Source organism: Mesorhizobium sp. B2-3-15, from assembly GCF_006442875.1.
GTDB lineage: Bacteria > Pseudomonadota > Alphaproteobacteria > Rhizobiales > Rhizobiaceae > Mesorhizobium > Mesorhizobium australicum.
Genome location: NZ_VFVO01000014.1, coordinates 129,919 through 154,426 on the forward strand (window position 1 = coordinate 129,919; position 24,508 = coordinate 154,426).

A 24,508-nucleotide genomic window follows, 5' to 3' on the forward strand; every position below is an offset into this window, starting at 1 on the left:
GCCACTAGAAATCTGGGAGGACGACAATGAGCAAATCGGGAACAATCCGCGCCGGCATGGGCGGCTGGACCTTCGAACCCTGGGACACGTCCTTCTACCCCGAGAAACTGTCGAAGGCCAAGCAACTGCAATACGCTACCCGGCAGGTGCCGAGCATCGAGGTCAACGGCACTTATTATTCGAGCTTCAAGGAGCCGACCTTCGTCAAATGGGCCAACGAAGCACCTGACAATTTCGTCTATTCGCTGAAAGGCAACCGCTTCGTTACCAACCGGCGCGTGCTGGGCGAGGCCGGTGAATCGATGATGCGTTTCCTGGGTTCCGGCGTTGCCGCGCTCGGCGACAAGCTGGGACCGATCCTGTGGCAGTTCGCTCCGACCAAGAAGTTCGATCCGGACGATTTCGAGGCGTTTCTGAAGCTGCTGCCGGAAAAGCAGGATGGTGTCGCGCTGCGCCACGCGCTGGAAGTGCGCAACGACAGTTTCATCGTGCCGGAATTCCCAGCGCTCGCCCGCAAATACAAGGCGGCGATCGTCTATGCCGATCATGCCAAATATCCTGACATCGCCGACATCACTGGCGATTTCATCTACGCCCGGCTGCAGACCGGCTCGGATGACAATCCGGACTGCTACACGCCAAAGGGCCTCGACGAATGGGCGGCGCGGGCCAAGATCTGGGCGCAAGGCAAGCAGCCGGCGGATCTGCGGCGCGCCGACCCTGCCAGCGACGCGCCGGTCCAACCGCGCGACGTGTTCGTCTACTTCATCACCGAGGGCAAGGTGCGGGCGCCGTTCGGGGCGATGGCATTGATGAGGCGCGTAGCCGACTGAAAAGGCATCAGTCGGTTTCCAGCTACACACAATAGGCGCATAGCCTGTGCGTATTAGCGTAGCAAAGCGCCTGTTCCTGGGCATCTTCGCCACGATCGTAACCTTATCGACACTTCCTTGCCGCATGAATGCGCCGACGCCAAGCCGCAGAGCTGGGACCGCCGCCGGCAGGGAAAGAGGGCATGTCGCTCGACTACACTTCACTTCTGCTGGCCGTCGGTTTCTCGGCCGCTTGCCTCAGCCTGACATTGTTCGGCATGTGGCTGACCGCCCGCTCGGAAAAATTCCTGCTGACATGGGCGATCAGCCTGGTGTTCGTGGTCGGCGATATTTTTATCTACGACGCCTATATCGAGATGCCGGGACGCCTGCTCGGCATCGCCACCTCCGCGTTTCTGCTGATCGGCTTTTCGGCCATGCTGGGTGCGGCCTATCAGTTCCGAACCGGCGGCTCGCCACTGCCGCGGACCCTGTGGGGTTGCTATTCCCTGGCGATAGCGTTGCCCCCCATGGCTCTGGGCTACGATGGCCTCGGCTTCGTGGCGGAGAACATGTTTGCCGCCGTGCTCCTGTTCGCCACGGCTTTCGAATACTGGAAGGGCCGTGATGAGGCACCCGCCCTGACGATCGGCATCACCGCGCTCTATTCGGCCACGGCCACCTCCTTCGGGCTCTGCGCCATGGTTCTCGCCTGGGAAGGAAAACTGGTGCTCGGACATGCACCAAGCAACTGGGCCGAGGAGCTCAGCCTCGTCGTGGTTATCGCCAGCATGACAGGTATTGGCGCGCTCTCGCTTGCCCTCAATCAGGGGCGTCTGGCGAGGCACCACCATCGCAACGCCCAGACGGATTCCCTGACCGGCCTGCTCAACCGGCGCGCGCTGTTCGACATGCATGGCCATGTCCCGGTCGGCGCCTTTACCGCGGTGGTCGTCTTCGACCTCGACAACTTCAAAACCATCAACGACGAATTCGGCCATGCGGCGGGCGATGAAGTGCTGAGGGTGTTCGCCAACGAGTTGGTAGCCAACCTTCGACCGGCCGACGTCGCCGCGCGCATGGGCGGCGAGGAATTCGCGCTGGTACTGAAGCGCACGCTGCCGGAGGCGGTCGAGGAAGCAGCCGAGCGTATCCGGGCGGCTTTCGCGGCGCGACTGATAGAAACCGAAACCGGTTCCCTCACCTGTACGGTCAGCGCCGGATTTGCGTTTGGCAGCAAAGAGGGGATCAGCCTGGACAAGGTACTCAGCGCCGCCGACAAGGCGCTCTATGACGCCAAGCGGGGAGGTCGCAACCGCGTCACCGCCTCGCCATTCCGACGCGCGAGCTAAACGCGCGTATCATGCCAAGCCCGCCGGGCGACATGCATTAGGCCGCCATGACGATTTCATTGAAGGTATCGAGATCGACATAGAAGACCTTGGTGATCTCCTCGATCAGGTCGTCGTAGTCACAGCCCTGTGACCTCAGAATGTTGATGGCGGCGATGATGTCGACGCGTTCGGTAAGCCGCCGCTTCTGGTAGTCCTCGACGTAACGTTCCATGGCTGTCCCTTAGCCTGTGTGCCCAAACGCGTTTGAACGACAATCAGATCGGGAAGGTAGGAAGCCTTGCTTGCGTGGAACTTGCAGGGCCTTTGCCGCGCCGCGATCTGCGATAACCAGACTGATACGGAAACGGCCGACTCACAAAGCCACGGAAACACTAGCATGCGATATTGCATGTGCCAGAGACGCAGATGATGGATGTAAGAAATATTGGTCTTGCCAATAACTTCAAATCTTCAATGAAGTCCGGCGCCGATTCTAGACTGTGAGGAATTTGCGGACATCAGCCCGGTCTAAATCTTCCGCTGGGCCGGTGTGGACGATCTGGCCGCGATCCATGATGTTGACCTCGTCGGCGAGTTCGCGGCAGAAATCGAGATACTGTTCGACCAGCAGCACCGCAATGCCGGCCTGGTCGCGCAGATAGCGTATGGCGCGGCCGATATCCTTGATGACAGAGGGCTGGATGCCTTCGGTCGGCTCGTCGAGCACCAGCAGCTTCGGCCGCATCACGAGTGCCCTGCCGATGGCGAGCTGCTGTTGCTGGCCGCCGGAAAGATCGCCGCCACGGCGGCCAAGCATCTGCTTCAGCACCGGAAACAGCTCGAAGACGTGCGCAGGCACGTTGCGGTCGGCGCGCTTCAAGGGCGCGAAGCCGGACTCGAGATTTTCCCGCACGCTGAGCAGCGGAAAGATCTCCCTGCCCTGCGGCACGAATGCGATGCCCGACCGGGCGCGGTCATACGCCGCGCTCCGGTCGAGCGCCTTCCCCTCGAAGGCAACGCTTCCGCTCGTCAGCCGGTTATGGCCGACGATCGATCTCATCAAACTGGTCTTGCCGACGCCGTTGCGGCCGAGCACGCAGGTGATTTTGCCCGCACCCGCCTTCAGCGACACCCCGCGCAACGCCTGGGCGGCGCCGTAGTGCAGCGTGGCATTGGAAACCTCGAGCATGTCAGCGCCTTCTCCAGAACCGAAGAAACGACATGTCGAAGTGATGGAATTGCACCCGCCAGACCATGCTCATCTCCCCAGATAGACTTCGACGACGCGCTCGTCGGCCGACACGAAATCGAGCGTGCCTTCCGACAGCACCGAGCCTTCATGCAGGCAGGTAACCTTGACGCCGAGTTCGCGGACGAAATGCATGTCGTGTTCGACGACAATGACCGAGTGGTCACGGGCGATATCCCTGAGCAGCCGCGCGGTTTCCTCGGTCTCGGCATCGGTCATGCCGGCCACCGGCTCGTCGACCAGAAGCAGCTTCGGGTCCTGCGCCAGCAGCATGCCGATCTCGAGCCATTGTTTCTGGCCGTGGCTGAGATTGGCGGCGAGTTCGCGGCGCTTGTCGCCCAACCGGATGATGCCAAGGATGTCATCGATCTGCCGCGCCTCGGCGGGCGATTGGCGATGGAACAGCGCCGGGAAGATCGAACGCGGTCCCTTCAGCGCCAGCATCAGGTTTTCTTCGATCGTGTGGCTTTCGAAAACGGTCGGCTTCTGGAATTTGCGGCCGATGCCCATCATGGCGATCTCGGCTTCGTCATGCCTGGTCAGGTCCACCTGGCCGTCGAAGAACACTTCGCCTTCATCCGGCCTCGTCTTGCCGGTGACGATGTCCATCATCGTCGTCTTGCCGGCGCCGTTGGGGCCGATGATGGCGCGCATCTCGCCCTTGTCGAGCACCAGGGACAGATTGTTGATGGCGCGAAAGCCGTCGAAGGACACCGAGACGCCGTCGAGATAGAGGATAGTGTTGGATTTGCTCATGGTCGCTTACTCCGCCGCCTGCGGTTCGGGGTCGGACCAGGACCATTCGCCTGGGTTTCTCGCCGGCGAGCGAGCGGGCTTCGAGGTCGCGGACGCGATGCCAACCTCGGCGCCGGCTTCTTCAGCCAGGGACGCCACGCGCAGCGCCCTGGCATTGCCGCGCCAGCTGTCCCACATGCCGATGATGCCCTTGGGCAGGAGCAAGGTGACGGCGACGAACAGGCCGCCGAGCGCGAACAGCCAGAATTCCGGCAGCACGCCGGTGAACCAGGATTTGCCGGCATTGACCAGCAACGCGCCGATGATCGGCCCGACAATGGTGCCGCGGCCGCCGACCGCCGCCCAGATCACCACCTCGATCGAATTGGCCGGCTCGAATTCGCCTGGATTGATGATGCCGACCTGCGGCACGTAGAGCGCGCCGGCAATGCCTGCCATGACGGCCGAAACGGTAAAAGCGAACAGCTTTACGTTCTCCGCCCGCCAGCCGAGGAAGCGCGTGCGGCTCTCGGCGTCGCGCACGGCCATCAGCAGCTTGCCGTATTTGGAGCCGACGATCGCCCAGGTGATGAAAACGGCGAGTGCCAGCATCACCGCGCTGGCCGCGAACAGTGCCGAGCGGGTCGTATCGGCCTGGACGTTGAAGCCCAGAATATCCTTGAAATCGGTCAGGCCGTTATTGCCTCCGAAACCCATGTCGTTGCGGAAGAAGGCAAGCAGCAGCGCATAGGTCATCGCCTGGGTGATGATGGAGAGGTAGACACCGGTGACGCGGCTGCGGAAGGCGAACCAGCCGAAGATGAAGGCAAGCAGGCCGGGCACCGCCAGCACCATGATGGCGGCGAACCAGAAATGGTCGAAACCGGTCCAGAACCAGGGCAATTCCTTGTAGTTCAGGAAAACCATGAAATCGGGCAGGATCGGGTTGCCGTAGACGCCGCGCGAGCCGATCTGGCGCATCAGATACATCCCTATCGCATAGCCGCCGAGCGCGAAGAAGGCGCCGTGGCCGAGCGAGAGGATACCGCAATAGCCCCAGACCAGATCGAGCGAGAGCGCCAGCAGTGCATAGCAGAGATATTTGCCGGTCAGCGCCACGATGTAGGACGGAATGTAGAAGGCGCTTGTCGGCGAGACGGCCAGGTTAAGCACCGGCACGATTATAGCCACCGCCAGCAGGATGAAGATGGTGATGGCGATGCGGCGATCCGCGCCGGCGGCAAAGAAGCGTCCCGATATCATGCTTCCACCGCCCTGCCCTTGAGCGCGAACAGGCCTCGCGGGCGCTTCTGGATGAACAGGATGATCAGCACCAGCACGACGATCTTGCCGAGCACCGCGCCGGCATAGGGCTCGAGAACCTTGTTGACGATGCCGAGCGAAAAGGCGCCGACCAATGTACCCCAGAGATTGCCGACACCGCCGAAGACGACCACCATGAAGCTGTCGATGATGTAGCCGCGACCAAGATTGGGCGAGACATTGTCGATCTGGCTGAGCGCGACGCCGGCGATACCGGCAATGCCGGATCCCAGCGCGAAGGTCAGCGCGTCGACCCAGGGCGTCCTGATGCCCATCGAGGCGGCCATGCGCCGGTTGGCGGTGACGGCGCGCATCTGCAGCCCCCAAGGCGTGCGCTTCATCACATAGAGCAACATGCCGAATACCGTGAGCGCGAACACCAGAATCCACAGCCGGTTCCAGGTGATGGCCAGTTGTCCGACGTCGAAGGAGCCGGACATCCAGGACGGATTGCCGACCTCCTGGTTGGTCGGTCCGAAGATCGAGCGCACCGCCTGCTGCAGGATGAGCGAGACGCCCCAGGTTGCCAGCAGCGTCTCCAGCGGCCGGCCGTAGAGGAACCGGATCACGCCGCGCTCGATGATGAGACCGACGAATGCCGCGACCAGGAAGGCGAGCGGCAGCGCGATCACCAGCGACCAGTCGAACAAGCCGGGAAAGGACGTCCGGATCACCTGCTGGACGACGAAGGTCGTATAGGCGCCAAGCATCACCATCTCGCCATGCGCCATGTTGATGACGCCCATGACGCCGAAGGTGATGGCAAGCCCGATCGCTGCCAGCAGCAGCACCGAACCCAGCGAAATCCCGTACCAGATGTTCTGTCCGGCATCCCACAAGGCCAGCGTCGAATTGATGTTGGCGATCGCTGCCGTCGCCGCATCCTTGACCGCGCCGGAGGCACTGGCCTCGACCGAAGTGAGCAGCGAAACCGCGTCGCGGTCGCCACGCGCGCCGATCAGGGCGACCGCGGCGAGTTTGTCGGCCTCGGGCCTATCGGAAACAAGCACCGAGGCCGCGCGGGCCTGTTCGAGCAGAGCCTTGACGCTGGCCACGGTCTCGCTGGCGACAGCCGTGTCGAGTGGCTCGATGTTGGCTGCGTCGGGCGTCTTGAACATGGTGCCGGCGGCGGCCAGCCGCACCGCCGGATCCTTGGCGCCAAGCGTCAGCGTGCCGAGCGCATCGCGGATGACGCGGCGCAGCGTGTTGTTGACCTTGATCTTGACGACGTCGTCCTTGGCCGCCTCGCCGGATGCTTCGCTGCTGAGCGGATCGAAAAGCTGGACGCTTTCGCCGGTTTCCTTGCCGACGAAGACCAGGGAATCGGCCTTGCGGATATAGAGATTGCCATCGGCGAGTGCCGAAAGCGGGTGTTCGACCAAAGGATCGCCGGTGGCGGCGAGGTCATGCACGACGGCTCCGGTCTCGGAAAAGCCCTTGGCGCTCGCGAACTTGGCGATGATGGCGCGCAGATCGGCTTCGCCTGCGCCCGACGACGACAGTGTCGCCAGCAGGAACAACAGCGTCAGGCCAATCGTGCGGATCAAGGTCATCGGCTTGAGTTAACCCTTGAAGGTTTGAAATGGGCGCGTCCGGACAGTGGAGGAAACCGTCCGGACGCGTGCGGTCTTGGGCTTGGCATGAAGGCCCAGCCCGGGGAGGATCAGTTTGTGCCCTTGCCGCCGCACTTGCCGGTGGCAACGTTGAAGTTGCCGCACGACAGCGGCTTGCGCCAATCGGAGATCAAATCCTTGGAGTCCGGCAGGTAGTCGGACCATTCGTCGCCCATCACTAGGCCCGGCGTGCGCGAAACCGTTTCGAACTGGCCGTCGGCCTGGATTTCGCCGATCAGCACCGGCTTGGTGATGTGATGGTTCGGCATCATCGTCGAGTAGCCGCCGGTCAGGTTTGGCACAGAAACGCCGATCATGGCGTCGATGACCTTGTCCGGATCGGTGGTGCCGGCCTTCTCGACCGCCTTCACCCACATGTTGAAGCCGATATAATGGGCTTCCATCGGGTCGTTGGTGGTGCGCTTGTCGCTCTTGATGAACTTGTGCCAGTCGGCGATGAACTTCTTGTTCTCGGGCGTATCGACGCTCTCGAAATAGTTCCAGGCGGCGAGATGGCCGACCAGCGGCGCGGTGTCGAGACCGGCCAGCTCTTCCTCGCCGACCGAGAAGGCCATGACCGGGATGTCCTCGGCCTTGATGCCCTGGTTGCCGAGTTCCTTGTAGAACGGCACGTTGGCATCGCCATTGACGGTCGAGACGACGGCGGTCTTCTTGCCGGCCGAGCCGAATTTCTTGATCGCCGAGACTTCGGTCTGCCAGTCGGAGAAGCCGAACGGCGTATAGTTGACCATGATGTCTTCGGCCGCGACGCCCTTGGCCTTCAGATAGGCTTCAAGGATCTTGTTGGTGGTGCGCGGATAGACGTAGTCGGTGCCTTCGAGCACCCAGCGCTTCACCGAACCGCCGTCCTCGCTCATCAGGTAATCGACGGCCGGAATGGCCTGCTGGTTCGGCGCGGCACCCGTGTAGAAGACATTGCGCTCGCTTTCCTCGCCCTCATACTGGACCGGATAGAACAGGATATTGTCGAGTTCGGAAAACACCGGCAGCACCGACTTGCGCGACACCGAGGTCCAGCAGCCGAACACCGCGGCGACCTTGTCCTTCGAGATCAGCTCACGCGCCTTTTCGGCGAACAGCGGCCAGTTGGAAGCCGGATCGACGACGACCGCCTCGAGCTTCCTGCCGAGCAGGCCGCCCTTGGCGTTCTGCTCGTCGATGAGCATCAGCATGGCGTCCTTCAGCGTCGTCTCCGAAATCGCCATCGTGCCCGACAGCGAATGAAGAATGCCGACCTTGATCGTATCATCGGCGGCCCTGGCCGGAGCAGACATCACCAGGCAGGCGGCAACTACGCTCGCCGAGAACATTTTTGCTATTGTCGAGAAATTACCCCTCATGCGGAAGACTCCCAAGCTGGTTGATTGCACCGCGACTATGCAATGCAACCCCCGTGCCAACCGCTGAAGGCATGCGGAAAAGCGCAAAATAGATACATGTTATCAGTGCGTTGCTACATTAGATTGAACGAAACAAAGAGAGCCGGTTAAAAATTGATTGAGGGAAATTTGCGCAATGCACAAGGCATATGCCTAAGTTTTGCCCATATTCTCCAGATGCCTATATTTTGATCTTAGAGGCAGATCGCCGACGGCAAATGTTGCGGCGCGGCGCAAAAATAGGGCAAGCTTGGTCGTTCAAGCGGACGGCATCATGACATCAGCCATTTCACGCATATTCATCGGCATAGTGGCTCTGGCGGCGGCAACCGGAGCGGCCCGAGCCGACTTCAGCGACGGCAGGATGCCCGACGGCATCTATCACTGCGAGGCCTACCTGCTCGGCATGTTCCTCAACCTCGGCGACATCACCATCAAGGGAAACGTCTATAGCGGCCCGGTCACGTTCGGGACCGCGCAGCAGGGCTACAACTACCAGATGGATGCAAACGGCGTGATCTCCTGGCTGGGACCAGTTGGCGGTTACACCACCGGCGGCAACTCGCTCTCGCTCACCCAGGCAACGCTGGACGGCCAGAGTCCGCCCTCCTTCGACATCATCATGAAGCAGCCCGACGGCGCCTTCACCGCCACGACCTGCACCAGGGGAAGCAATCAATAGATCTTCCCTGGCAATGACACCGCCTCGGTCTGCAACCCTGCCCGTCTTCTCATCTCATCTGGATGTTGCCGAAGGACCGCCAGCCGGTCGGCGCCTGAGGCCATGAAAAAAAGGCGCGGAACTGGTCAAGTTCCGCGCCAGCAGGCAGTCGGGAGGTCAGATGGTTTTCGCCGACATCTGCGCGGCGATATAGTCGGCCTGGCGGATCGCCAGCGACACGATGGTCAGGGTCGGGTTTTCGGCCGCACCCGTCGTGAACTGGCTGCCGTCCGACACGAACAGGTTCTTGATGTCGTGTGCCTGGCCATGCTTGTTGACGACGCCGTCGGCGGCCTTCTCGCTCATCCGGTTGGTGCCGAGATTGTGCGTCGAGGGATAGGGTGGCGTCGGGAAGGTGCGTGTGGCGCCGACCGCATCGTAAAGCGCGGTGGCCTGCTTGTAGGCATGATTGCGCATCGCCGTGTCATTGGCATGGTCGTCGAAATGCACATCGGCGATCGGCATGCCGTGCTCGTCCTTCTCGTCGCCATGCAGCGTGATGCGGTTCTCCTCGCGCGGCATATCCTCACCGACGATCCACAGGCCGGCCATGTGGTCGTAGTGGTCGAGCGCGGTGGTGAAGGAACGCCCCCAGCCGCCAGGGTTCAGGAAGGCAGCCATGAAGGGCAGGCCGAGCGACAGCGTCTCGAACTCGTAACCGCCGACAAAACCGCGTGACGGATCATGGCGCGCCTCATCACGGATGATGCCGGCCATGGTGGTGCCGCGATACATGTGCACTGGCTTGTCGAAGATGGCATAGACCGATCCCGTGGTATGCCGCATGTAGTTCTTGCCCACCTGCCCCGACGAGTTGGCAAGGCCGTGCGGGAACTTGGCTGATTCGGAATTGAGCAGCAGGCGCGGGCTCTCGATCGAATTGCCGGCGACCGCCACGATGCGGGCCTTCTGCTCCTGCAGCTTGCCGTCCTTGTCGGCATAGACGACGCCGGTGACCTTTCCAGAGGCGTCATGGTTGATCTTGATCGCCATGGCGTTCGGCCGGACCTCGAGGTGGCCCGTCGCCTCGCCCTTCGGGATTTCGGTATAGAGCGTCGACCATTTGGCGCCCCATTTGCAGCCCTGGAAGCAGAAGCCGGTCTGCTGGCAGGAATTGCGGTCGTCGCGCTCCACCGAGTTGATCGCCATGTTGCCGGTATGGCATTCCTTGTAGCCGAGCTTGTCGGCGCCGGCCTTCAGCACCTTGAAATTGTTGTTGCCCGGCAGGCGCGGCCAGCCATTGGTGCCGGTGACGCCCATCTTGGCTTCCGCCTTGGCGTAATAGGGCTCCATCTCGGCCAGCGTCACCGGCCAATCCAAAAGGTTGGCGCCTTCCAGCTTGCCGTAGGTCGACAGCGTCTTGAACTCATGCTCCTGGAAGCGCAGCGATGCGCCTGCCCAGTGCGTGGTCGAGCCGCCGACCGACTTGACGATCCAGGCCGGAAGGTTGGGAAAATCCTTGGCCACGCGCCAATCGCCGGATGTGGTGCGCTTGTCCGTCCAGGCGAGCTGAGCGAACGAATCCCACTCGTCGTTGATGAAGTCCTCATATTCGTGGCGGGCACCGGCCTCGAGGATGACGACATCGATGCCCTTCTGCGCCAGTTCGTTGCCGAGCGTGCCGCCGCCGGCGCCGGAGCCGATGATGACGACCACGCCCTCGTTTTTCAGATCAAATGCTGCTGCCATGGTTTCCTCCCATGAAATCAATTGAATGCGGTTTGGGCGAAGCGGGTCAGAGCCACTCGATGTCGCTGAATCCCCGCGCGATGTAGCCGCCCTTGGAATAGGATTCGCCCTCGTAGCCGAAGATCGGCCAGACCTCCTTCTGGTTGTAGAGGCTGACGACAAGACCGCCGCGAACCGCCTGGAAGAAGGCCGTACCCTCAATGTCTCTGAGCAGCGCGACCCGCTGCTCCTCCCAGCCGAGCCCGCGATAACCGCCCTCGCCGGCTCTCTTGTCGAGATCGGCGATCCCGTTTTCGATAAGCTCCTTGTGAGCCTTGTCCTTGGCGGCCATCTCGTCATGGCCCTTGACCGCGACGGCGTAATATTTGTCAGGGACCTGGTCATGTGGGTAGATATCGCGCGCCAGCTGGATCAGCGTCGCCATTGTCTCGGGCTTCAGAGCCGAGGTTTCCAGCCCCCAGGCATGTTGCGGACTGATGACGGCGCTGCCGGAAATGACGAGCAGCGCGCCGACGCCGCCGCGTTTGAGAAGTTCGCGCCGTGAAAGCCCGGGCTTCCCCTCGTGGATCGTGACCATGTTTCCTCCCTGCTTGCTGTTCGCACTCGAAGAGTGCCGTTGCTGGCGCCGCGCCGGTCCGCGCGGCCGGTTGTCCCTATTGGAAGCGCCCTCCGCGCTGCAGGACCTCGACCTTGTAACCGTCGGGATCCTCGATGAAGAAGAAGCGGGCGATGAGCGAACCGTCGCGGCTGAATTCGACGATCTTCTTCGGATTGAGGCCGAGTGCGCCGAGCCGATCATGTTCGCTGTCGAGATCGGCGACCGAGACCGCGAGGTGACCATAGCCGTCGCCCAGCGCATAGGGCTCCGCGCGCCCCTTGTTGACGGTCAACTCAACCTCGAAAGGCGCATCGGCATTGCTGAGGTAGACCAGCGTGAAGGTCTCGAAGTCCAGTCGTTGGGCGACCTCAAGGCCGAATGCCTTGGTGTAGAAATCGATGGAGCGGGCTTCGTCGAGAACCCGGATCATGGTGTGGATTGCCTTCGCCAAATCAGACTCCGCAGCTTCGTGCTTTCGAAGATGATTATGCGCGCCGGCGAAGAAAGGTGGTGGCAGCCGACTACCACGCATGGGATTGGAAAAACGGATATGCCACCCCAAGGACGAAAGTCTGCCAAGGACGAAAGTCTGATTGCCGTTGACGACCTTCCGGTCGATGATGAAACCGCAGGCAGTGTTCAAAAGGCACCGACCGCCCCGTCGGCGCCCAAGACCAACAAAAACGGGAGGTAACGATGTGCAGAGTCTTTGCCGCACAGGATCCGGAAGGCTATCGTCAGATCAACCGGTCGATCCGCATTGACGGACATTCGACGAGCATCCAGCTCGAGGTCACGTTCTGGGCCTTGCTCGACGAAATCGCCGAAAGCCAGAACCTGACGACGCCGAAATTCATCTCGAAGCTCTACGACGAGGCCATCGAGATCAACGGCGAGATCCCTAATTTCGCGTCGATGCTGCGCACCACTTGCGCACTCTATCTACGCGGCCACCGACCATCCATGGAGGAGGTGTTGAAGCGAGAGGCCGCCTAGCGCCCTTCCGTGGCGACTTCGAGCGCGAGCCGGCTCATGTCGGTGAAAAGCGCCTGGCGTTCGGAATAGTCGGTCTGTTCGCCGGTAAGCAGATTGTCGACGACGGTCAGCAGCGACAACGCCCTCGCGCCGAAATGGGCCGATATGCGATAGAGAGCGCTGGTTTCCATGTCTACCGCCAGCGCCCCGAGCGCCCTTGCGTCGGCATAACGGGCACGCGCTTCAGGATGGTAGAATATATCGGTGCAGGCTGTCAGGCCGGCGTGGTGGTGGATGCCAAGTGCGGCTGCCTTGCTCAATGCGCTAGCCAGCAGCGCCGGATCCGGGCCAACATCGGCTACGTAAAGGCCAAAAACTCGACCGCTCTCGGTATTTTCAGGCCGTGCCGATTGCGAGATCACAAGGCTGCGCAGCTTTGCCTCGGCGCTCAGGCTGCCGCAGGTACCGGTGCGGATCAGTGTTCGGACGCCATAAAAGTCAAGCAGTTCATGGGCGTAGATCAGGAAGGATGAAACGCCGATGCCCGTCGCCTGAATGCTGACGGGCTTGCCGCGAAACAAGCCGGTAAAGCCGAGAGCGCCGCGTCGGCGATTGACGCAGCGCGGCGCGTCCAGGAATGTCTGCGCCATCCACTCCGCGCGCTGCGGGTCGCCCGGCAACAAAACCGTGTCGGCGTAATCGCCCTTGCCTGCCTCGATGTGTGGCGTCAACAGCCGCTCCCCCAAGCCCGCCTGCTGTATTTTCAACAATCATGGCGTTGTTACGGCGTTGTGCAAGAGCGCGGCATTGGAAGCACCTAGGATTCAAGGACATCCTTGACGATCGTGGCCAGTTGCTTGAGCGAGAACGGCTTTGGCAGGAAGCCGAAATGCGCCTCCGCCGGCAGGTTCCTGGCGAAAGCGTCCTCGGCATAGCCGGAGACGAAAACGAACTTGATGTCCGGCTGGCGTTTGCGCAACTCTCCGAGCAGGGTCGGCCCGTCCATTTCCGGCATCACCACGTCGGAAACGACGATGTCGACCTTGCCGCCCAGCGCTTCGAACACTTCCAGCGCCTCGACGCCCGAGGACGCCTCGTGAACGGTATAGCCGCGCGAAGTCAGTGCCCGCATGCCGCCCATGCGCACGGCATCCTCATCCTCGACCAGCAGGACCGTCGCCGACCCGGACAGATCCTTGGTGCTATCGACCGGTTTGACTGCCGCTGCCGCCGGCGCTTCACCGGCTTCGGCTGCCGTTTTCGCTTCCACGATGTGACGCGGCAGGAAGATGCGGAAGGTGGACCCCTTGCCGACTTCGGAATCGCAGAAAATGAAACCGCCGGTCTGCTTGATGATGCCGTAGACCATGGACAGGCCAAGGCCCGTGCCCTTGCCGACCTCCTTGGTGGTGAAGAACGGCTCGAAGATCTTCTTCAGCACGTCGGGCGCGATGCCTGAACCCGTATCCTCGACTTCGACCACCACATAGTCGGCGGCCGCGAGTTCGCGATAGGGAAAGGTCTTGCATTCCTCGGCGGTCACGTTGCGGGTGCGCACGGTGAGATCGCCGCCCGCCGGCATCGCGTCGCGCGCGTTGACCGCCAGGTTGACCACCACTTGCTCGAACTGCCCGATATCGACCTTGACCGGCCACAGGTCGCGGCCGTGGTCGACCTTGAGCTTGATGTCGTTGCCGACCAGCCGGGCAAGCAGCATCCTGAGATCGGCGAGCACGTCGGTGAGGTTCAGCACTTCCGGCCGCAGCGTCTGCTTGCGCGAGAAGGCCAGCAACTGCCTGACCAGGGAGGCCGCGCGATTGGCGTTCTGCTTGATGTTCATGATGTCGGGGAAGGACGGATCCGACGGCCGGTGATTGGTCAAAAGCAGGTCGGACGCCATGATGATGGCGGTCAGCACATTGTTGAAGTCGTGCGCGATGCCACCGGCGAGCTGGCCGACGGCCTGCATCTTCTGGCTTTGCGCCATCTGCCCTTCGAGCGCCTTCTGCTCGGTCGTCTCGACGGCGTAGACGATGGCCGCTTCCTCGGCTCCTTCGCCGCCGGTGCCATCGGCCACGGCGTTGACGTAGAAACGGATATGCCGCTCATCATTGCCGGGCAGCACGGTCTCAATCGGATCAATGTCGGCCTGCCGCTGTCGGGCTTTCTCGAAAGCCGCGGCAAAGGCCGGCCGGTCGCGGTCATGGATCACCGTGTCGAGCCGCACGCGGCGATCCACGGCATCGCGGTCGACGACCGAGGAAAACAGCGACAGGAACGGTGCGTTGGTGCGCAGGATGCGCCCGCTGGCATCGACACCGGCAATCGCCATCGGCGTCGAATTGAAGAAGCGGGTGAAGCGCACTTCCGAGGCGCGCAGGTCGGCCGAGGCATCCTCGCCCTGTGTGCGGTTGAGCACGATGGTGCGGGTTGGCCCGCCGACGCCCTCACGGCTGGCCGAAACGCGATGCATGAAGCGCACCGGCAGCGCCTCGCCGGTCATCGTCGTCAAGTCGAGATCGATGACCGCATTGCGCGTCGTCCCGGGGTCCGCCTTGACGGAGCGCACCAGCGCCATGCCGTCGCCGGCAACAATATCGGGCAAGGCGACGGCACCGGGGGTGAAGCTGGCGAGATCGATGCCCAGCCATCCGGCGAGCGTGGCGTTGATGTAGGTGACGCGGCCGTCCTGGTCGGCCGAAAAGAAGCCGGCCGGCGCGTGGTCGAGGTGGTCGATTGCCTTCTGCAGATCGAGGAAGAAACGCTCCTGCTCGGCCCGCTCTTGCGAAATGTCGGCGAGCTGCCAGGCCAGCATCGGCAGCCGCTGGCCCGGGACGCTGAACGCGCGGGCGCGTGCCCGGTACCAGCGCGCGCCCGGTTCGGCGCCGGGCCGGATCGATTGCGCGAGCCGGAACTCGCCGTCGCCCGGCTGCCCGTCACGCAAGCCGGACGCCAGCCGGTAAATGGTCACCGAGGCTTCGGGGACATCGGAGAGCAATCCTTCGACCGTCTTCAGGTCAGCGGCCGATGAGGCGCCGGTCATATCGGCATAGGCGCGGTTGGCGTAGACGACGCGACCCTTGGTGTCCGTGACCAGCAGGCCCTGCGACATCGAATCGACGAAGGCCTTGGACAGTTCGTCGCCCGTGGAGCGCGGTGTGATCTGCACGAAGCCGATCGCGGTCGCGAACAGGAAGCCGACACCGATCATCGCCAGTACGCCGAGCATGCCGAGCAGGAACGGATCGCCGAGGCGCTCGCGGAAAAGGCCGAAGACGATTGCGGCGCCCGTCAGGACGACGATGAAGATGATAAGCCGGGTGACCGCGCCCGGTCGCGTATTCTGGTCGACGATCGGTGCCGGATAGAAATCGCCGCGCGCTTCCTTGGCCATATGCCCCCTGCTCATGAAATCCGATGTTCCGACACCCGCCCCCAATGCATGTCGCCCAAAAATGACTTCGGTTTTGGGAAAACGACATGCATGAAAAACACGGACCTGAAACGCGCCGCATGAATCCGTTTCAGCGCGACGCGCTTTAGCCGGTTGAATCACATTCTCCTGGTCTGGAAAAGGCCCGGGCGGCAAATGTCGGATAAAAATGCTGTCGGCTGGCCTTCCCTGTGTTTCAAGCTGTTCACGATGCGTGAAAGGCAACTTGCGGTAGCCAGTCGCAACGGTCTAGTGTCGCGTCACTTTCCAAACCGTTCGGGGGAAACCAATGCAGTGGCTGGATAGCGTGGCGGGTCCCGGTTATGCGGCGGCACTCCTGTGGACCTTCGCGGCGCTGATCCTGCTGGTCATCGTTCTCGTCATCGTCAGGCTCGTGCGCAACCTGACCTTCGGCACGTTTGTCGCCGGCGGCCGCAACCGCAAGACGCGGCTCGCCGTCATGGACGCAACCGCCGTCGACAGCCATCGCCGACTGGTGCTGGTGCGACGCGACGACATCGAACATCTGCTTCTGATCGGCGGCCCGACCGACGTCGTTGTCGAACGCGACATCCGCCTCGCCGCGCCGCGCCGTCCGGCGTTGACTGGAGATGGCGGCCTGCAGCCTGTCCCGGCGGCCGCCGCCCCGGCTGCGAAGCCTCGGTCGCCGCAGCCCGCTCCCGTGCCTCCGAGACAAGCACCCGCTCCGCAGCCGGTGGCCATGGCACAGCCTGCCCGCCAGCGTCCGGCGGCGCCACCACCGGCTCCGGCGCCCGCACCGAAACCAGCGGCGCAAACCTATCAATCGACCAATGTCACGCCGCTGCCTGCCTATGGCTCCGCCAACGTCAATGCCGCCAGGCACACGCCGCCACCGCCGACGCAGGACAGCATCGACGACACGCTGATGAAAGAACTCGAGGTTTCGCTCGACCAGCCCCGCTCCGGCGGCCCGGTGGGCAAACCGGCAGCCAAGGCGCCGCCCTCGCTCGACGATGAAATGACCAGGCTGTTGGGCGAACTTTCAAGCCAAAAGAGATGAACTGCGCCTAGGTCAAGAGATGAACTGTCGCCTGCCAGTGACTAGGCTGGCCGGCGTTCAAGCGTGTTCAAATCTATTGAAGGTGGCACGCATCGAACAAAAATGGCCGGATAACCGGCCATTTGGAAATCAATGCAAAGGCGGTCTATCAGTCGTCGCGATAGACTTTTTCACGGCGCTCATGCCGTTCTTGCGCTTCGATCGACAAGGTGGCGATCGGGCGCGCGTCGAGCCGCTTCAAGGCGATCGGCTCACCGGTTTCTTCGCAATAGCCGTAAGTGCCTTCATCGATGCGCTGCAGCGCCGAATCGATCTTTGAGATGAGTTTCCGCTGACGGTCGCGGGCCCTGAGCTCGATGGCGCGGTCAGTTTCCGAAGAGGCGCGGTCGGCGAGGTCGGGATGGTTGGCGTTTTCCTGCTGCAGGATTTCCAGGGTTTCGCGCGCCTCGCGCAAGATGTCATTTTTCCAGGTGACGAGCTTCTGGCGGAAGTACGATTTCTGCCGTTCGTTCATGAACGGCTCGTCTTCGGAGGGTACGTAATCGGCGGTAACGATGTCGTTCATTCGACTCACCCAACAGCCCCAAATTTGGCGCCTATATATTCGCCACCAGACGCCTGCACAAGCGCAATCAGCCACCGACTCACGCAATTGTTAAAGTGCGTCTCCAGCCTTCTCCGGAGCGGCATAAATCTCTTTTGATGGCGAAAGTACGACTATCCTCGCCCATCGCCCTGCAAGTAATTCGCCGCGCTGAAGCACGCGTACCATTGTGCGTGCGGCTTTTCTCGTGGCTAATCGCGGCAGGACTTCAGCTCTCGGGCACCGTTGGAGGTTGGGTGAGCAGGCTTTATCTGTTGCGACACGCCAAGGCCGGTTGGGCCTTGCCGGGCATGCGTGATTTCGATCGTCCGTTGGACGCATCCGGCCGCGCCGATGCCGAAAAAATGGGGACCGCGATGCGTTCCCGCTCCTATGTGCCGGACCTGACGCTGTGCTCCAACGCCAAACGCGCCAGGGAAACGCTCGAGGGTCTGGCCGGCCAGACCGACACAGGCAAGGTGCTGTTTTTCGATGCGCTCTACAGCGAGGACGCGGCCTGCTATCTCCGCCTCGTCCGGGATCATGGCGGGCCCGGTTCATTGCTGGTCATAGGGCACAACCCGATGACGGAGGATCTCGCCATGGCGGTTTCGGGCGATGGCGGCGAGGCGGAGCGGGCAATGCTCAATCACGGCTTTCCAACCTCGGGCCTTGCGGTCGTCCGTTTCCCCGGCGATCTGGCGAAAGCGACCCAGGGAGCGGGCTATCTCGAAGCGTTCCTGACACCGGCCGATCCCTGATGCCGATTTCCAGCGCCATTTCAAAGCCGGGTTCCAGCGCCTATATCGGGCGGACGCAAGCCCGAGAGATCATATTTTGGCATCATCGCTGACCACCTTCACCGACGAGGCAAGAATTGCCCTCGACACATTGTCGGGACGTGCCACCGGACTTTTTTCTCCATCGCTGCGTCTGGGTGTCACGGGTCTCTCCCGCGCCGGCAAGACCGTCTTCATCTCGGCCTTCGTCCACAATCTGATCCACGGTGGACGTCTGCCGCTGTTCGAGGCGCAGAAATCGGGGCGTATCGCGCGCGCCTTCCTCGAACAGCAGCCCGACGACGCCGTGCCGCGTTTTCAATACGAGGACCACATCGCCGCTTTGGTCAACGATCGCGTCTGGCCGGACTCGACCCGCGCCATTTCGGAACTGCGGCTGACGATCGAATATGAATCGGCTTCCGGCTGGAACCGCATGTTCTCGTCGGGCAAGCTGTCGGTCGACATCGTTGACTACCCCGGCGAATGGCTGCTCGACCTGCCGCTGCTCGGCAAATCCTTCGCTGATTTTTCGCGCGAAGCCCTCGAAATGGCCACGCTGCCGGTGCGCGAGGATCTTTCGCTGGCCTGGCGAGCGATCTCGGCGGAAATCGACCCGAATGCCGACGCCGAGGAAATGACGGCGCGCCGGCTGGCTGAAAGCTTCGCCGCCTATCTCAAGGCATGCAAGCTCGACGAACGGGCGCTTTCGACCTTGCCGCCCGGCCGTTTCCTGATGCCCGGCGATCTCGAAGGCTCGCCCGCGCTGACTTTCGCGCCGCTGGCCGGCCTGGGCGACAGGCGCGCGCGCAACGGCTCGTTGCACGCCATGATGGAACGGCGCTACGAGGCCTACAAGACGCATGTCGTCAAACCATTCTTCCGCGAGCACATCACGCGCCTGGACCGCCAGATCGTGCTCATCGACGCCATGCAGGCGCTGAACGCCGGGCCTGGTGCCATGGCCGACCTGGAGCGCGCCGTCACCGAGATCCTCAGCTGTTTTCGCCCCGGCCGGGGCAGCTTCATAACCGACCTTTTCTCCCGGCGTATCGACCGCATCCTGGTCGCGGCGACCAAGGCCGATCATCTGCACCACGAAAGCCATGACCGGTTGCAGGCGATCGTGCGGCGCCTTGCCGACCGCGCCGTGGCGCGGGCGAATTTCACCGGCGCCGATGTCGACGTCGTCGCCATGGCGGCGGTGCGCGCCACCCGCGAAGGCACCGTCAAACAGGGCCGCGAGACATTGCCTGTTATCATCGGCACGCCGATCGCCGGCGAGAAGATCGATGGTGAAACATTCGACGGAAAGACGGAAACAGCTATATTTCCTGGTGATTTGCCGGAGAACATTGATGCTGTTTTCGACCTTTCGGGGCCGGATCACAGACAGGACTCCACGGACCCGGCAATCCGCTTCGTCCGGTTCCGTCCGCCGAAACTCGAACGCACGGCCGAAGGTGTCACGCTGTCGCTGCCCCATATCAGGCTAGACCGCGCCTTGCAGTTCCTGATCGGAGACTATCTGGCATGACCGCGCCCCGCAAACCGGCGGCATTCCGCATCGAGCCGGAAGCCGCGCCGAAACAAGACGCGCCACAAGCACGCCAGACCGAACCGTCGCGCAGACCGCGCTCCATGAAGGCCGATGTGGCGCTGGTCATCCCGGCGGAGGTCGACGTTTTCGACGAACCGGACGTTATTGCCGCCGAGCCGCCGCCATCGGTCGCCCCCAGAAGGCGCTCGGTTCTCGGCAGCATCTTCTTCGGCGCCTTCGGCGTGCTGGTTTCGCTGGCTGTCGGCCTGTGGACCGACCAGTTGATACGCGATCTCTTTGCCCGCGCCGAATGGCTGGGCTGGCTGGCCGCCGGGATGGCGGCGATTGCGCTGCTGGCGCTGCTGGTAATCCTGATTCGCGAGTTCCTGGCCATCGCCCGCCTCGCCGAGGTCGAAAAGCTGCAGAAGCGCGCGCTCGATGCCATCGCGCGCGACGATCCGAAGGCGGCACGCGCGGTGGTCGACGAGTTGTCGGCCTTTGTCGCGGCCAAACCCGAGACCGCTGCCGGCCGGCGCGCGCTGGCTGAATTGCGCGGCGAGATTATCGACGGCGCCAATCTGGTGCGCCTGGCGGAGGCGGAAATCCTCGGCCCCCTTGATGTCAGGGCCAAGGTGATGATTCTCGAGGCCGCCAAGCGGGTCTCGCTGGTGACGGCCGTGAGCCCGCGCGCGCTGGTCGATGTCGCTTATGTCGTGTTCGAGGCCGGGCGCCTCATCCGCCGGCTGTCGGAACTCTATGGCGGACGGCCCGGAACGCTGGGTTTTTTCCGCCTGGCGCGCAGCGTACTGGCGCATCTGGCGGTCACCGGTTCGATCGCCATCGGCGACAGTTTCGTCCAGCAGATCGTCGGCCACGGCCTGGCGGCCCGCCTCTCGGCAAAGCTGGGCGAAGGCGTCGTCAACGGCATGATGACGGCGCGCATCGGCATCGCCGCGATGGAGACGGCGCGCCCCCTGCCCTTCAGCGCGGCCAGGCGCCCGGGACTGGGGGATTTCCTCGCAGCATTGACTTCGTTCGCAGCCAAGAAAGACGCCGAAACAGCCGGCTCCGGCAAATAGCGTCCAGCTCTTCGGGACGATGATCGGACAGCTGTTTCGAGGGCCCGCAGTGACGAAGCATTAACCAATCTTCTTCATGGTCGAACCGGTTTCAAACAGCCTCGTTGTTGCCGGGTGTCGTCGATGAAAAGCGTAATTCTGTCCAGCGTCCTGCCCCTGGCGGCGGTGATCACAGCTGTCGTCGGCATTGCCTCGGCGGCCTCTGCCACGGAACCGGACAAGCAGTTTTTCCAGTCGGCCGAAGGCAAATGGGTTGGCCCGGGCGAAATCGTCGCCGGCAAATACAAGGGCACGAAATTCAACTGCAGCTTCACCGGCTCCACGCCGGACGGCAAGATGGGCATGACACTGGACGGCGGTTGCCGGGTCGGCATGTTCACCCAGCCCATGTCGGCCAAGATCGAGCGCAAGGGCCGCGACTACAAGGGTTCCTTCATGGGTGGCGCTGCCGGCGCCGGCCTCGACATCATCGGCGGCAACGTCGTCGACGCCCACAAGGTGGTCTTCACCATCAACCGCAACCAATTGCGCGGTGTGATGCAGGCCCGCATTCCCGACGACAATTCCATGACCGTAACGGTTGCCGTGCGCGTTCAGGACCAGTTGGTGCCCGTCATCGGCATGAGCCTGAAGCGCGTCGATGCCGTCGAAGTCGGTTCCATCGCGCCGAACTGAGCGTACCCTCGCCTCTATTTCTTTACGCTATTCCGGACGGAAAAACACTTTTCCTGGGATTTTCGAACCCCACAAAACAAAGAGGCGGCGGCCCATCGCCACCGCCTCCTTGGAAACGGACGAACCAGGCGTCAGCCCTTGATCGCCTTGGTCAGCTCGTCATACGCCTTGCAGGCATCGGCCAGGGTCGTGGAACCCTGATACTTGGTCGTCACCGCCTGAACCTTGGCGGTCAGGTCAGCCGCCTTGGACGGATCCTTGGTGATCGCCTCCTGCAGCGCGGCGGCCATGTCCTGCGCCTCCTTGGTCGCGATCTCGGTCGTGCATTCCGGCGCCTTCGAACAGGCCGAGCCGGCAAGCACCGCCAGCCCGGCGGCAACGAGCAAAAACTTCTTCATGTCAGTCATCTCCTCAAAAGGGTGCGACTTGATCGCCGCTCACCCCCAACGGCCGAAGCCGAGCGTGCTTAGCCTTCGATTGCGGCAACAAGCAACGAGCCCATGGCGTAAACTTGTGTAAAGAGCCTCCAACATTGCGGCGGTTCGAGTTCGATGTCAGCTGGAGCAAAGTTCAGCCGCGAGGCTGCAGCAGAGCGAGCACAGCTGTCGATGCAGCAAGGATGGCCGTAACGGTCAACGGCGCCGTGGCACCATAGGTGTCCACGACATAGCCACCGACAACCGCGCCGATCGTGATGGCAACCTGGAAAGAGACGACCATCAGGCTGCCCGCTGCTTCCAGCGCGTCAGGTGCCGCACGCGAGAGATTGGTTGGCAGCACCACCGGCCCCATGCCGAAGGCGAAGCCCCAAAGCGTGACGAATCCGAAGGCAACGCCAATGTGCACGCCCCAAAGCACCAAGGCCAGCGCCGCAACCGCCATTAACGCCGCAGTGGCCACGAGAGCCATGTGAATATTGGCATCGGCCATGCGGCCGCCGGCAATGTTGCCGATCACAGCGGCGATGCCAAACCCAAGCAGAGCCAGGGCGATTGGACCGGTTGCAAGCAGCGTGACGTGTTCGAGGAAGGGGCGCACATAGACAGAACCAGCAAAATGCCCCGTCATCAGCAAGACAATGGCCAGCATGCCGATTTGAATGCCGCGCCGCCGTGTAAGCCGAAACACGTCTGCAAGACTGTTGCTTGTTGTCGCCGGCAAGGTCGGCAGGCTGAGCAACTGCGCCAACATGGCCAATACGGCCAGCCCCGCTGTCATGGCCATGGCGCTGCGCCATCCCAGCCAGTCGCTGATCAACGCCCCCAAGGACGGCGCGGCAATGGTGGCGAGCGAGACGCCGAGGGTAACGATAGCCATGCCCCGGCCTGTCGCATTGGCGCCGACCAGCCTCGCCACGACGGCAACCGAAAGTGCCCAGAAAGCACTGAGAGCGATCCCCAGCCCGGCCCGGCCCAACAACAACAGCCAGAAATTGGGTGCCAGCGCCGCAAGGATATTGGAAGCCACCGCCAAAGCCATGAGACCGACCAGCACCGTCTTGCGGTTCAATCGGCCGATGAGAACATTGCTCAACATGGCCGTCACGGCGCCGACGGAAGCGGTGGCGGTGACGACCTGTCCGGCCGTTCCCTCACTGATACCGAGATCGCGCGCCATTGGCGTCAGCAGGCCTGCCGGCAGGAATTCGGCCGACACCAGGGCAAAGCTGGTGGCCGCCAGTGAAATGACCGCAAACCAGGTGGCTGCACTCCACGCGGCCGGCGTGTCGGCATCAAGGCCAATCGAGGTGTCTTCAAGCTGTAATGTTGTGTCTGTCACGGAAAGATCTCCAAGTTTGGAGATCTTGATAGACGAGTTCTGTCGGATGATATGTATCTTAAAATCCGAAATTCATGTCTATTCGTCCGGGATTTGTGCGACGCACAATTCCCGGCGAGACATTGGTGATGCGCTTGAACGCGCGAGCGAAGGATGCCTCGGAATCATAGCCCAAACGGGTAGCGACCTCGGCAACCGACAAGCCGCTCTGCCCCAACAACTCGCGGGCAAGCTGCATGCGCAGGCGGGCGAGATAGCGCGCGGCACCCTCGCCCAATACAGCGCTGAAACGCGCGGCGAAAATCGATCGCGATTGGCCTGCCACGCTTGCAAGGCTTCCCAGCGTCCAGTCGTGGCCGGGGTCTCGATGCATGGCTGCCAGGGCGCGGCCGATATGGGGATCGCGGATGGCTGCGAGCCAACCTGTGGTCGAGGCTCCGTTGCAATTGACCCAACAGCGGATGAGCCGGGCTGTCAGCAAATCCGCCATACGCGACAAGATGGTGGCGCTGCCCATCTGCGGTTGCGCGGCCTCCGTCGTCATGGCCGCCAGCAAAGGACCAACGACCGGGTCATTGCCGGCCACGTCGCAACCCTTGATGACAGGCGGCATCAACGTGATCAATGGATTGAGCGCACAGGAGTCCAAGGCCATGGAGCCGCAGAAAAGGGTGCTTGTCGCGCCCGTTCCTTCCCGCACCACTTCGCAGACATTGCCCCCTAACTTGATCACCTGGCAGCCCTCGAGCGAGTCGCCCACCACGTCCGGCGCACTCGCCAGCCGATGGGCGATGCCCTGCGGCAGCAGCACCAGATCGCCATCGCGCAACTCTTGCCAGCCCTGCGCTTCGGTGTGAATCCAGCACGGACCCTGGCCGACAAAGTGAAAACGAAGCAGCGATTGTCGCGGAAATTCTATGCTCCATGGATGTCGGAGCTCGCAGCGGCCATAGTTGACGCCACTCAGGCGAAAATCTTGCAGGACCTCGCTGAGCGCATCCATCGGAATATGAGGCGGCGAAGACGGCTGGGACGAACGGTCAAGCATGCAGCTGATATAGATGCCGAACGTCCCGCAGACAAGCGGAGACCGTTGTTCCACCGGGGGATTCGCACCGACAGCACCCTACCTTTCCTGGCAGGCTTCCC

23 protein-coding genes and 1 pseudogene are annotated in these 24,508 nt (G+C 62.4%); 9 read left to right on the forward strand and 15 right to left on the reverse strand.

The window, feature by feature from the left end; genetic code table 11:
- The first annotated feature begins 26 nt into the window (after nucleotides 1-26).
- Both FJ954_RS25735 and FJ954_RS25740 read left to right on the forward strand, forming a co-directional pair.
- Entirely contained in the window at nucleotides 27-833 is an 807-nt protein-coding gene (locus tag FJ954_RS25735) for a DUF72 domain-containing protein (RefSeq protein WP_140664221.1), read from the forward strand.
- Nucleotides 834-1,015: 182 nt separating this feature from the next.
- Complete coding sequence (locus tag FJ954_RS25740) at nucleotides 1,016-2,164, forward strand: GGDEF domain-containing protein (protein WP_140664224.1); 1,149 nt, start codon at nucleotides 1,016-1,018, stop codon at nucleotides 2,162-2,164.
- Between the two features lie 37 nt (nucleotides 2,165-2,201).
- Here the strand turns inward: FJ954_RS25740 and FJ954_RS25745 are convergent, their stop codons facing one another.
- The 6 genes and pseudogenes from FJ954_RS25745 to urtA all read right to left on the reverse strand — a co-directional run.
- Nucleotides 2,202-2,378, reverse strand: a complete 177-nt coding sequence (locus FJ954_RS25745; protein WP_013531844.1) for a hypothetical protein — start codon at nucleotides 2,376-2,378, stop codon at nucleotides 2,202-2,204.
- Between the two features lie 261 nt (nucleotides 2,379-2,639).
- On the reverse strand, nucleotides 2,640-3,335 hold the full coding sequence (gene urtE / locus FJ954_RS25750; RefSeq protein ID WP_015317701.1) for an urea ABC transporter ATP-binding subunit UrtE: 696 nt from the start codon (nucleotides 3,333-3,335) through the stop codon (nucleotides 2,640-2,642).
- Nucleotides 3,336-3,404: 69 nt separating this feature from the next.
- Nucleotides 3,405-4,151, reverse strand: a complete 747-nt coding sequence (urtD, locus tag FJ954_RS25755; RefSeq protein ID WP_015317700.1) for an urea ABC transporter ATP-binding protein UrtD — start codon at nucleotides 4,149-4,151, stop codon at nucleotides 3,405-3,407.
- A gap of 6 nt (nucleotides 4,152-4,157) precedes the next feature.
- Nucleotides 4,158-5,393, reverse strand: coding sequence for an urea ABC transporter permease subunit UrtC (gene urtC / locus FJ954_RS25760; protein ID WP_140664227.1), 1,236 nt, complete (start codon nucleotides 5,391-5,393; stop codon nucleotides 4,158-4,160).
- Nucleotides 5,390-7,006, reverse strand: coding sequence for an urea ABC transporter permease subunit UrtB (gene urtB / locus FJ954_RS25765; RefSeq protein WP_140664230.1), 1,617 nt, complete (start codon nucleotides 7,004-7,006; stop codon nucleotides 5,390-5,392). Before urtB ends, urtC begins: the two co-directional genes overlap by 4 nt.
- Before the next feature lie 110 nt (nucleotides 7,007-7,116).
- Nucleotides 7,117-8,343 (reverse strand): annotated as a pseudogene (gene urtA / locus FJ954_RS25770) (urea ABC transporter substrate-binding protein); the annotation flags it as partial.
- Between the two features lie 397 nt (nucleotides 8,344-8,740).
- Between urtA and FJ954_RS25775 the strand changes: the two are divergent.
- Nucleotides 8,741-9,148: a hypothetical protein gene (locus tag FJ954_RS25775; protein ID WP_140664236.1), complete on the forward strand. Its 408-nt coding sequence runs from the start codon at nucleotides 8,741-8,743 to the stop codon at nucleotides 9,146-9,148.
- Nucleotides 9,149-9,304: 156 nt separating this feature from the next.
- Here the strand turns inward: FJ954_RS25775 and FJ954_RS25780 are convergent, their stop codons facing one another.
- The 3 genes from FJ954_RS25780 to FJ954_RS25790 form a co-directional block, all read right to left on the reverse strand.
- Nucleotides 9,305-10,876, reverse strand: a complete 1,572-nt coding sequence (locus FJ954_RS25780) for a GMC family oxidoreductase (protein WP_140664238.1) — start codon at nucleotides 10,874-10,876, stop codon at nucleotides 9,305-9,307.
- 46 nt (nucleotides 10,877-10,922) lie between these two features.
- Nucleotides 10,923-11,453 (reverse strand): hypothetical protein, encoded by a 531-nt coding sequence (locus FJ954_RS25785; RefSeq protein WP_015317694.1) that lies wholly within the window; start codon nucleotides 11,451-11,453, stop codon nucleotides 10,923-10,925.
- A gap of 76 nt (nucleotides 11,454-11,529) precedes the next feature.
- The gene (locus FJ954_RS25790) at nucleotides 11,530-11,925 is read right to left on the reverse strand and encodes a VOC family protein (protein WP_140664242.1); all 396 of its coding nucleotides are present in this window, start codon (nucleotides 11,923-11,925) and stop codon (nucleotides 11,530-11,532) included.
- Between the two features lie 245 nt (nucleotides 11,926-12,170).
- Between FJ954_RS25790 and FJ954_RS25795 the strand changes: the two genes are divergently transcribed.
- Nucleotides 12,171-12,470: a ribbon-helix-helix domain-containing protein gene (locus FJ954_RS25795; protein ID WP_015317692.1), complete on the forward strand. Its 300-nt coding sequence runs from the start codon at nucleotides 12,171-12,173 to the stop codon at nucleotides 12,468-12,470.
- On the opposite strand, the gene FJ954_RS25800 is transcribed toward FJ954_RS25795, so the two are convergent.
- Together FJ954_RS25800 and FJ954_RS25805 are read right to left on the reverse strand one after the other, a co-directional pair.
- Nucleotides 12,467-13,180 carry a DeoD-type purine-nucleoside phosphorylase gene (locus FJ954_RS25800; RefSeq protein ID WP_140664245.1) on the reverse strand — a complete coding sequence of 238 codons (714 nt, stop codon included), beginning with the start codon at nucleotides 13,178-13,180 and terminating at the stop codon, nucleotides 12,467-12,469. The genes FJ954_RS25795 and FJ954_RS25800 overlap by 4 nt on opposite strands.
- Nucleotides 13,181-13,266: 86 nt before the next feature.
- Entirely contained in the window at nucleotides 13,267-15,843 is a 2,577-nt protein-coding gene (locus FJ954_RS25805) for an ATP-binding protein (RefSeq protein ID WP_140664322.1), read from the reverse strand.
- Nucleotides 15,844-16,171: 328 nt separating this feature from the next.
- On the opposite strand from FJ954_RS25805, the gene FJ954_RS25810 reads away from it, so the two are divergent.
- Nucleotides 16,172-16,924 carry a flagellar biosynthetic protein FliO gene (locus FJ954_RS25810; protein ID WP_015317689.1) on the forward strand — a complete coding sequence of 251 codons (753 nt, stop codon included), beginning with the start codon at nucleotides 16,172-16,174 and terminating at the stop codon, nucleotides 16,922-16,924.
- A gap of 148 nt (nucleotides 16,925-17,072) precedes the next feature.
- Here the strand turns inward: FJ954_RS25810 and dksA are convergent, their stop codons facing one another.
- The gene (dksA, locus tag FJ954_RS25815) at nucleotides 17,073-17,489 is read right to left on the reverse strand and encodes an RNA polymerase-binding protein DksA (protein ID WP_015317688.1); all 417 of its coding nucleotides are present in this window, start codon (nucleotides 17,487-17,489) and stop codon (nucleotides 17,073-17,075) included.
- A gap of 275 nt (nucleotides 17,490-17,764) precedes the next feature.
- On the opposite strand from dksA, the gene FJ954_RS25820 reads away from it, so the two are divergent.
- From FJ954_RS25820 to FJ954_RS25835, 4 genes are all read left to right on the forward strand, one after another.
- Nucleotides 17,765-18,268, forward strand: coding sequence for a histidine phosphatase family protein (locus FJ954_RS25820; protein WP_140616288.1), 504 nt, complete (start codon nucleotides 17,765-17,767; stop codon nucleotides 18,266-18,268).
- Nucleotides 18,269-18,344: 76 nt separating this feature from the next.
- Nucleotides 18,345-19,823 carry a YcjX family protein gene (locus tag FJ954_RS25825; RefSeq protein WP_140664248.1) on the forward strand — a complete coding sequence of 493 codons (1,479 nt, stop codon included), beginning with the start codon at nucleotides 18,345-18,347 and terminating at the stop codon, nucleotides 19,821-19,823.
- Nucleotides 19,820-20,905, forward strand: a complete 1,086-nt coding sequence (locus FJ954_RS25830; protein WP_140664251.1) for a TIGR01620 family protein — start codon at nucleotides 19,820-19,822, stop codon at nucleotides 20,903-20,905. Before FJ954_RS25825 ends, FJ954_RS25830 begins: the two co-directional genes overlap by 4 nt.
- 123 nt (nucleotides 20,906-21,028) lie before the next feature.
- Nucleotides 21,029-21,580, forward strand: a complete 552-nt coding sequence (locus FJ954_RS25835) for a hypothetical protein (RefSeq protein WP_015317684.1) — start codon at nucleotides 21,029-21,031, stop codon at nucleotides 21,578-21,580.
- Nucleotides 21,581-21,711: 131 nt separating this feature from the next.
- On the opposite strand, the gene FJ954_RS25840 is transcribed toward FJ954_RS25835, so the two are convergent.
- From FJ954_RS25840 to FJ954_RS25850, 3 genes are all read right to left on the reverse strand, one after another.
- Nucleotides 21,712-21,978 carry a hypothetical protein gene (locus FJ954_RS25840; RefSeq protein WP_140664253.1) on the reverse strand — a complete coding sequence of 89 codons (267 nt, stop codon included), beginning with the start codon at nucleotides 21,976-21,978 and terminating at the stop codon, nucleotides 21,712-21,714.
- Nucleotides 21,979-22,150: 172 nt separating this feature from the next.
- On the reverse strand, nucleotides 22,151-23,359 hold the full coding sequence (locus tag FJ954_RS25845) for an MFS transporter (RefSeq protein ID WP_140664256.1): 1,209 nt from the start codon (nucleotides 23,357-23,359) through the stop codon (nucleotides 22,151-22,153).
- Between the two features lie 58 nt (nucleotides 23,360-23,417).
- Entirely contained in the window at nucleotides 23,418-24,407 is a 990-nt protein-coding gene (locus FJ954_RS25850; protein ID WP_140664259.1) for an AraC family transcriptional regulator, read from the reverse strand.
- Nucleotides 24,408-24,508: the final 101 nt, after the last annotated feature.

What these genes read in the sequence shown, in the direction of transcription:
- FJ954_RS25745 (WP_013531844.1), bottom strand. Translation starts at nt 2,378, where the DNA reads ATGGAACGTTACGTCGAGGACTACCAGAAGCGGCGGCTTACCGAACGC.
- FJ954_RS25830 (WP_140664251.1), top strand. Translation starts at nt 19,820, where the DNA reads ATGACCGCGCCCCGCAAACCGGCGGCATTCCGCATCGAGCCGGAAGCC.
- FJ954_RS25850 (WP_140664259.1), bottom strand. Translation starts at nt 24,407, where the DNA reads ATGCTTGACCGTTCGTCCCAGCCGTCTTCGCCGCCTCATATTCCGATG.
- FJ954_RS25775 (WP_140664236.1), top strand. Translation starts at nt 8,741, where the DNA reads ATGACATCAGCCATTTCACGCATATTCATCGGCATAGTGGCTCTGGCG.
- urtB (WP_140664230.1), bottom strand. Translation starts at nt 7,006, where the DNA reads ATGACCTTGATCCGCACGATTGGCCTGACGCTGTTGTTCCTGCTGGCG.
- FJ954_RS25835 (WP_015317684.1), top strand. Translation starts at nt 21,029, where the DNA reads ATGAAAAGCGTAATTCTGTCCAGCGTCCTGCCCCTGGCGGCGGTGATC.
- FJ954_RS25740 (WP_140664224.1), top strand. Translation starts at nt 1,016, where the DNA reads ATGTCGCTCGACTACACTTCACTTCTGCTGGCCGTCGGTTTCTCGGCC.
- FJ954_RS25795 (WP_015317692.1), top strand. Translation starts at nt 12,171, where the DNA reads ATGTGCAGAGTCTTTGCCGCACAGGATCCGGAAGGCTATCGTCAGATC.
- dksA (WP_015317688.1), bottom strand. Translation starts at nt 17,489, where the DNA reads ATGAACGACATCGTTACCGCCGATTACGTACCCTCCGAAGACGAGCCG.
- FJ954_RS25785 (WP_015317694.1), bottom strand. Translation starts at nt 11,453, where the DNA reads ATGGTCACGATCCACGAGGGGAAGCCCGGGCTTTCACGGCGCGAACTT.
- FJ954_RS25805 (WP_140664322.1), bottom strand. Translation starts at nt 15,843, where the DNA reads ATGGCCAAGGAAGCGCGCGGCGATTTCTATCCGGCACCGATCGTCGAC.
- urtE (WP_015317701.1), bottom strand. Translation starts at nt 3,335, where the DNA reads ATGCTCGAGGTTTCCAATGCCACGCTGCACTACGGCGCCGCCCAGGCG.
- FJ954_RS25810 (WP_015317689.1), top strand. Translation starts at nt 16,172, where the DNA reads ATGCAGTGGCTGGATAGCGTGGCGGGTCCCGGTTATGCGGCGGCACTC.
- FJ954_RS25735 (WP_140664221.1), top strand. Translation starts at nt 27, where the DNA reads ATGAGCAAATCGGGAACAATCCGCGCCGGCATGGGCGGCTGGACCTTC.
- FJ954_RS25780 (WP_140664238.1), bottom strand. Translation starts at nt 10,876, where the DNA reads ATGGCAGCAGCATTTGATCTGAAAAACGAGGGCGTGGTCGTCATCATC.
- urtC (WP_140664227.1), bottom strand. Translation starts at nt 5,393, where the DNA reads ATGATATCGGGACGCTTCTTTGCCGCCGGCGCGGATCGCCGCATCGCC.
- urtD (WP_015317700.1), bottom strand. Translation starts at nt 4,151, where the DNA reads ATGAGCAAATCCAACACTATCCTCTATCTCGACGGCGTCTCGGTGTCC.
- FJ954_RS25840 (WP_140664253.1), bottom strand. Translation starts at nt 21,978, where the DNA reads ATGAAGAAGTTTTTGCTCGTTGCCGCCGGGCTGGCGGTGCTTGCCGGC.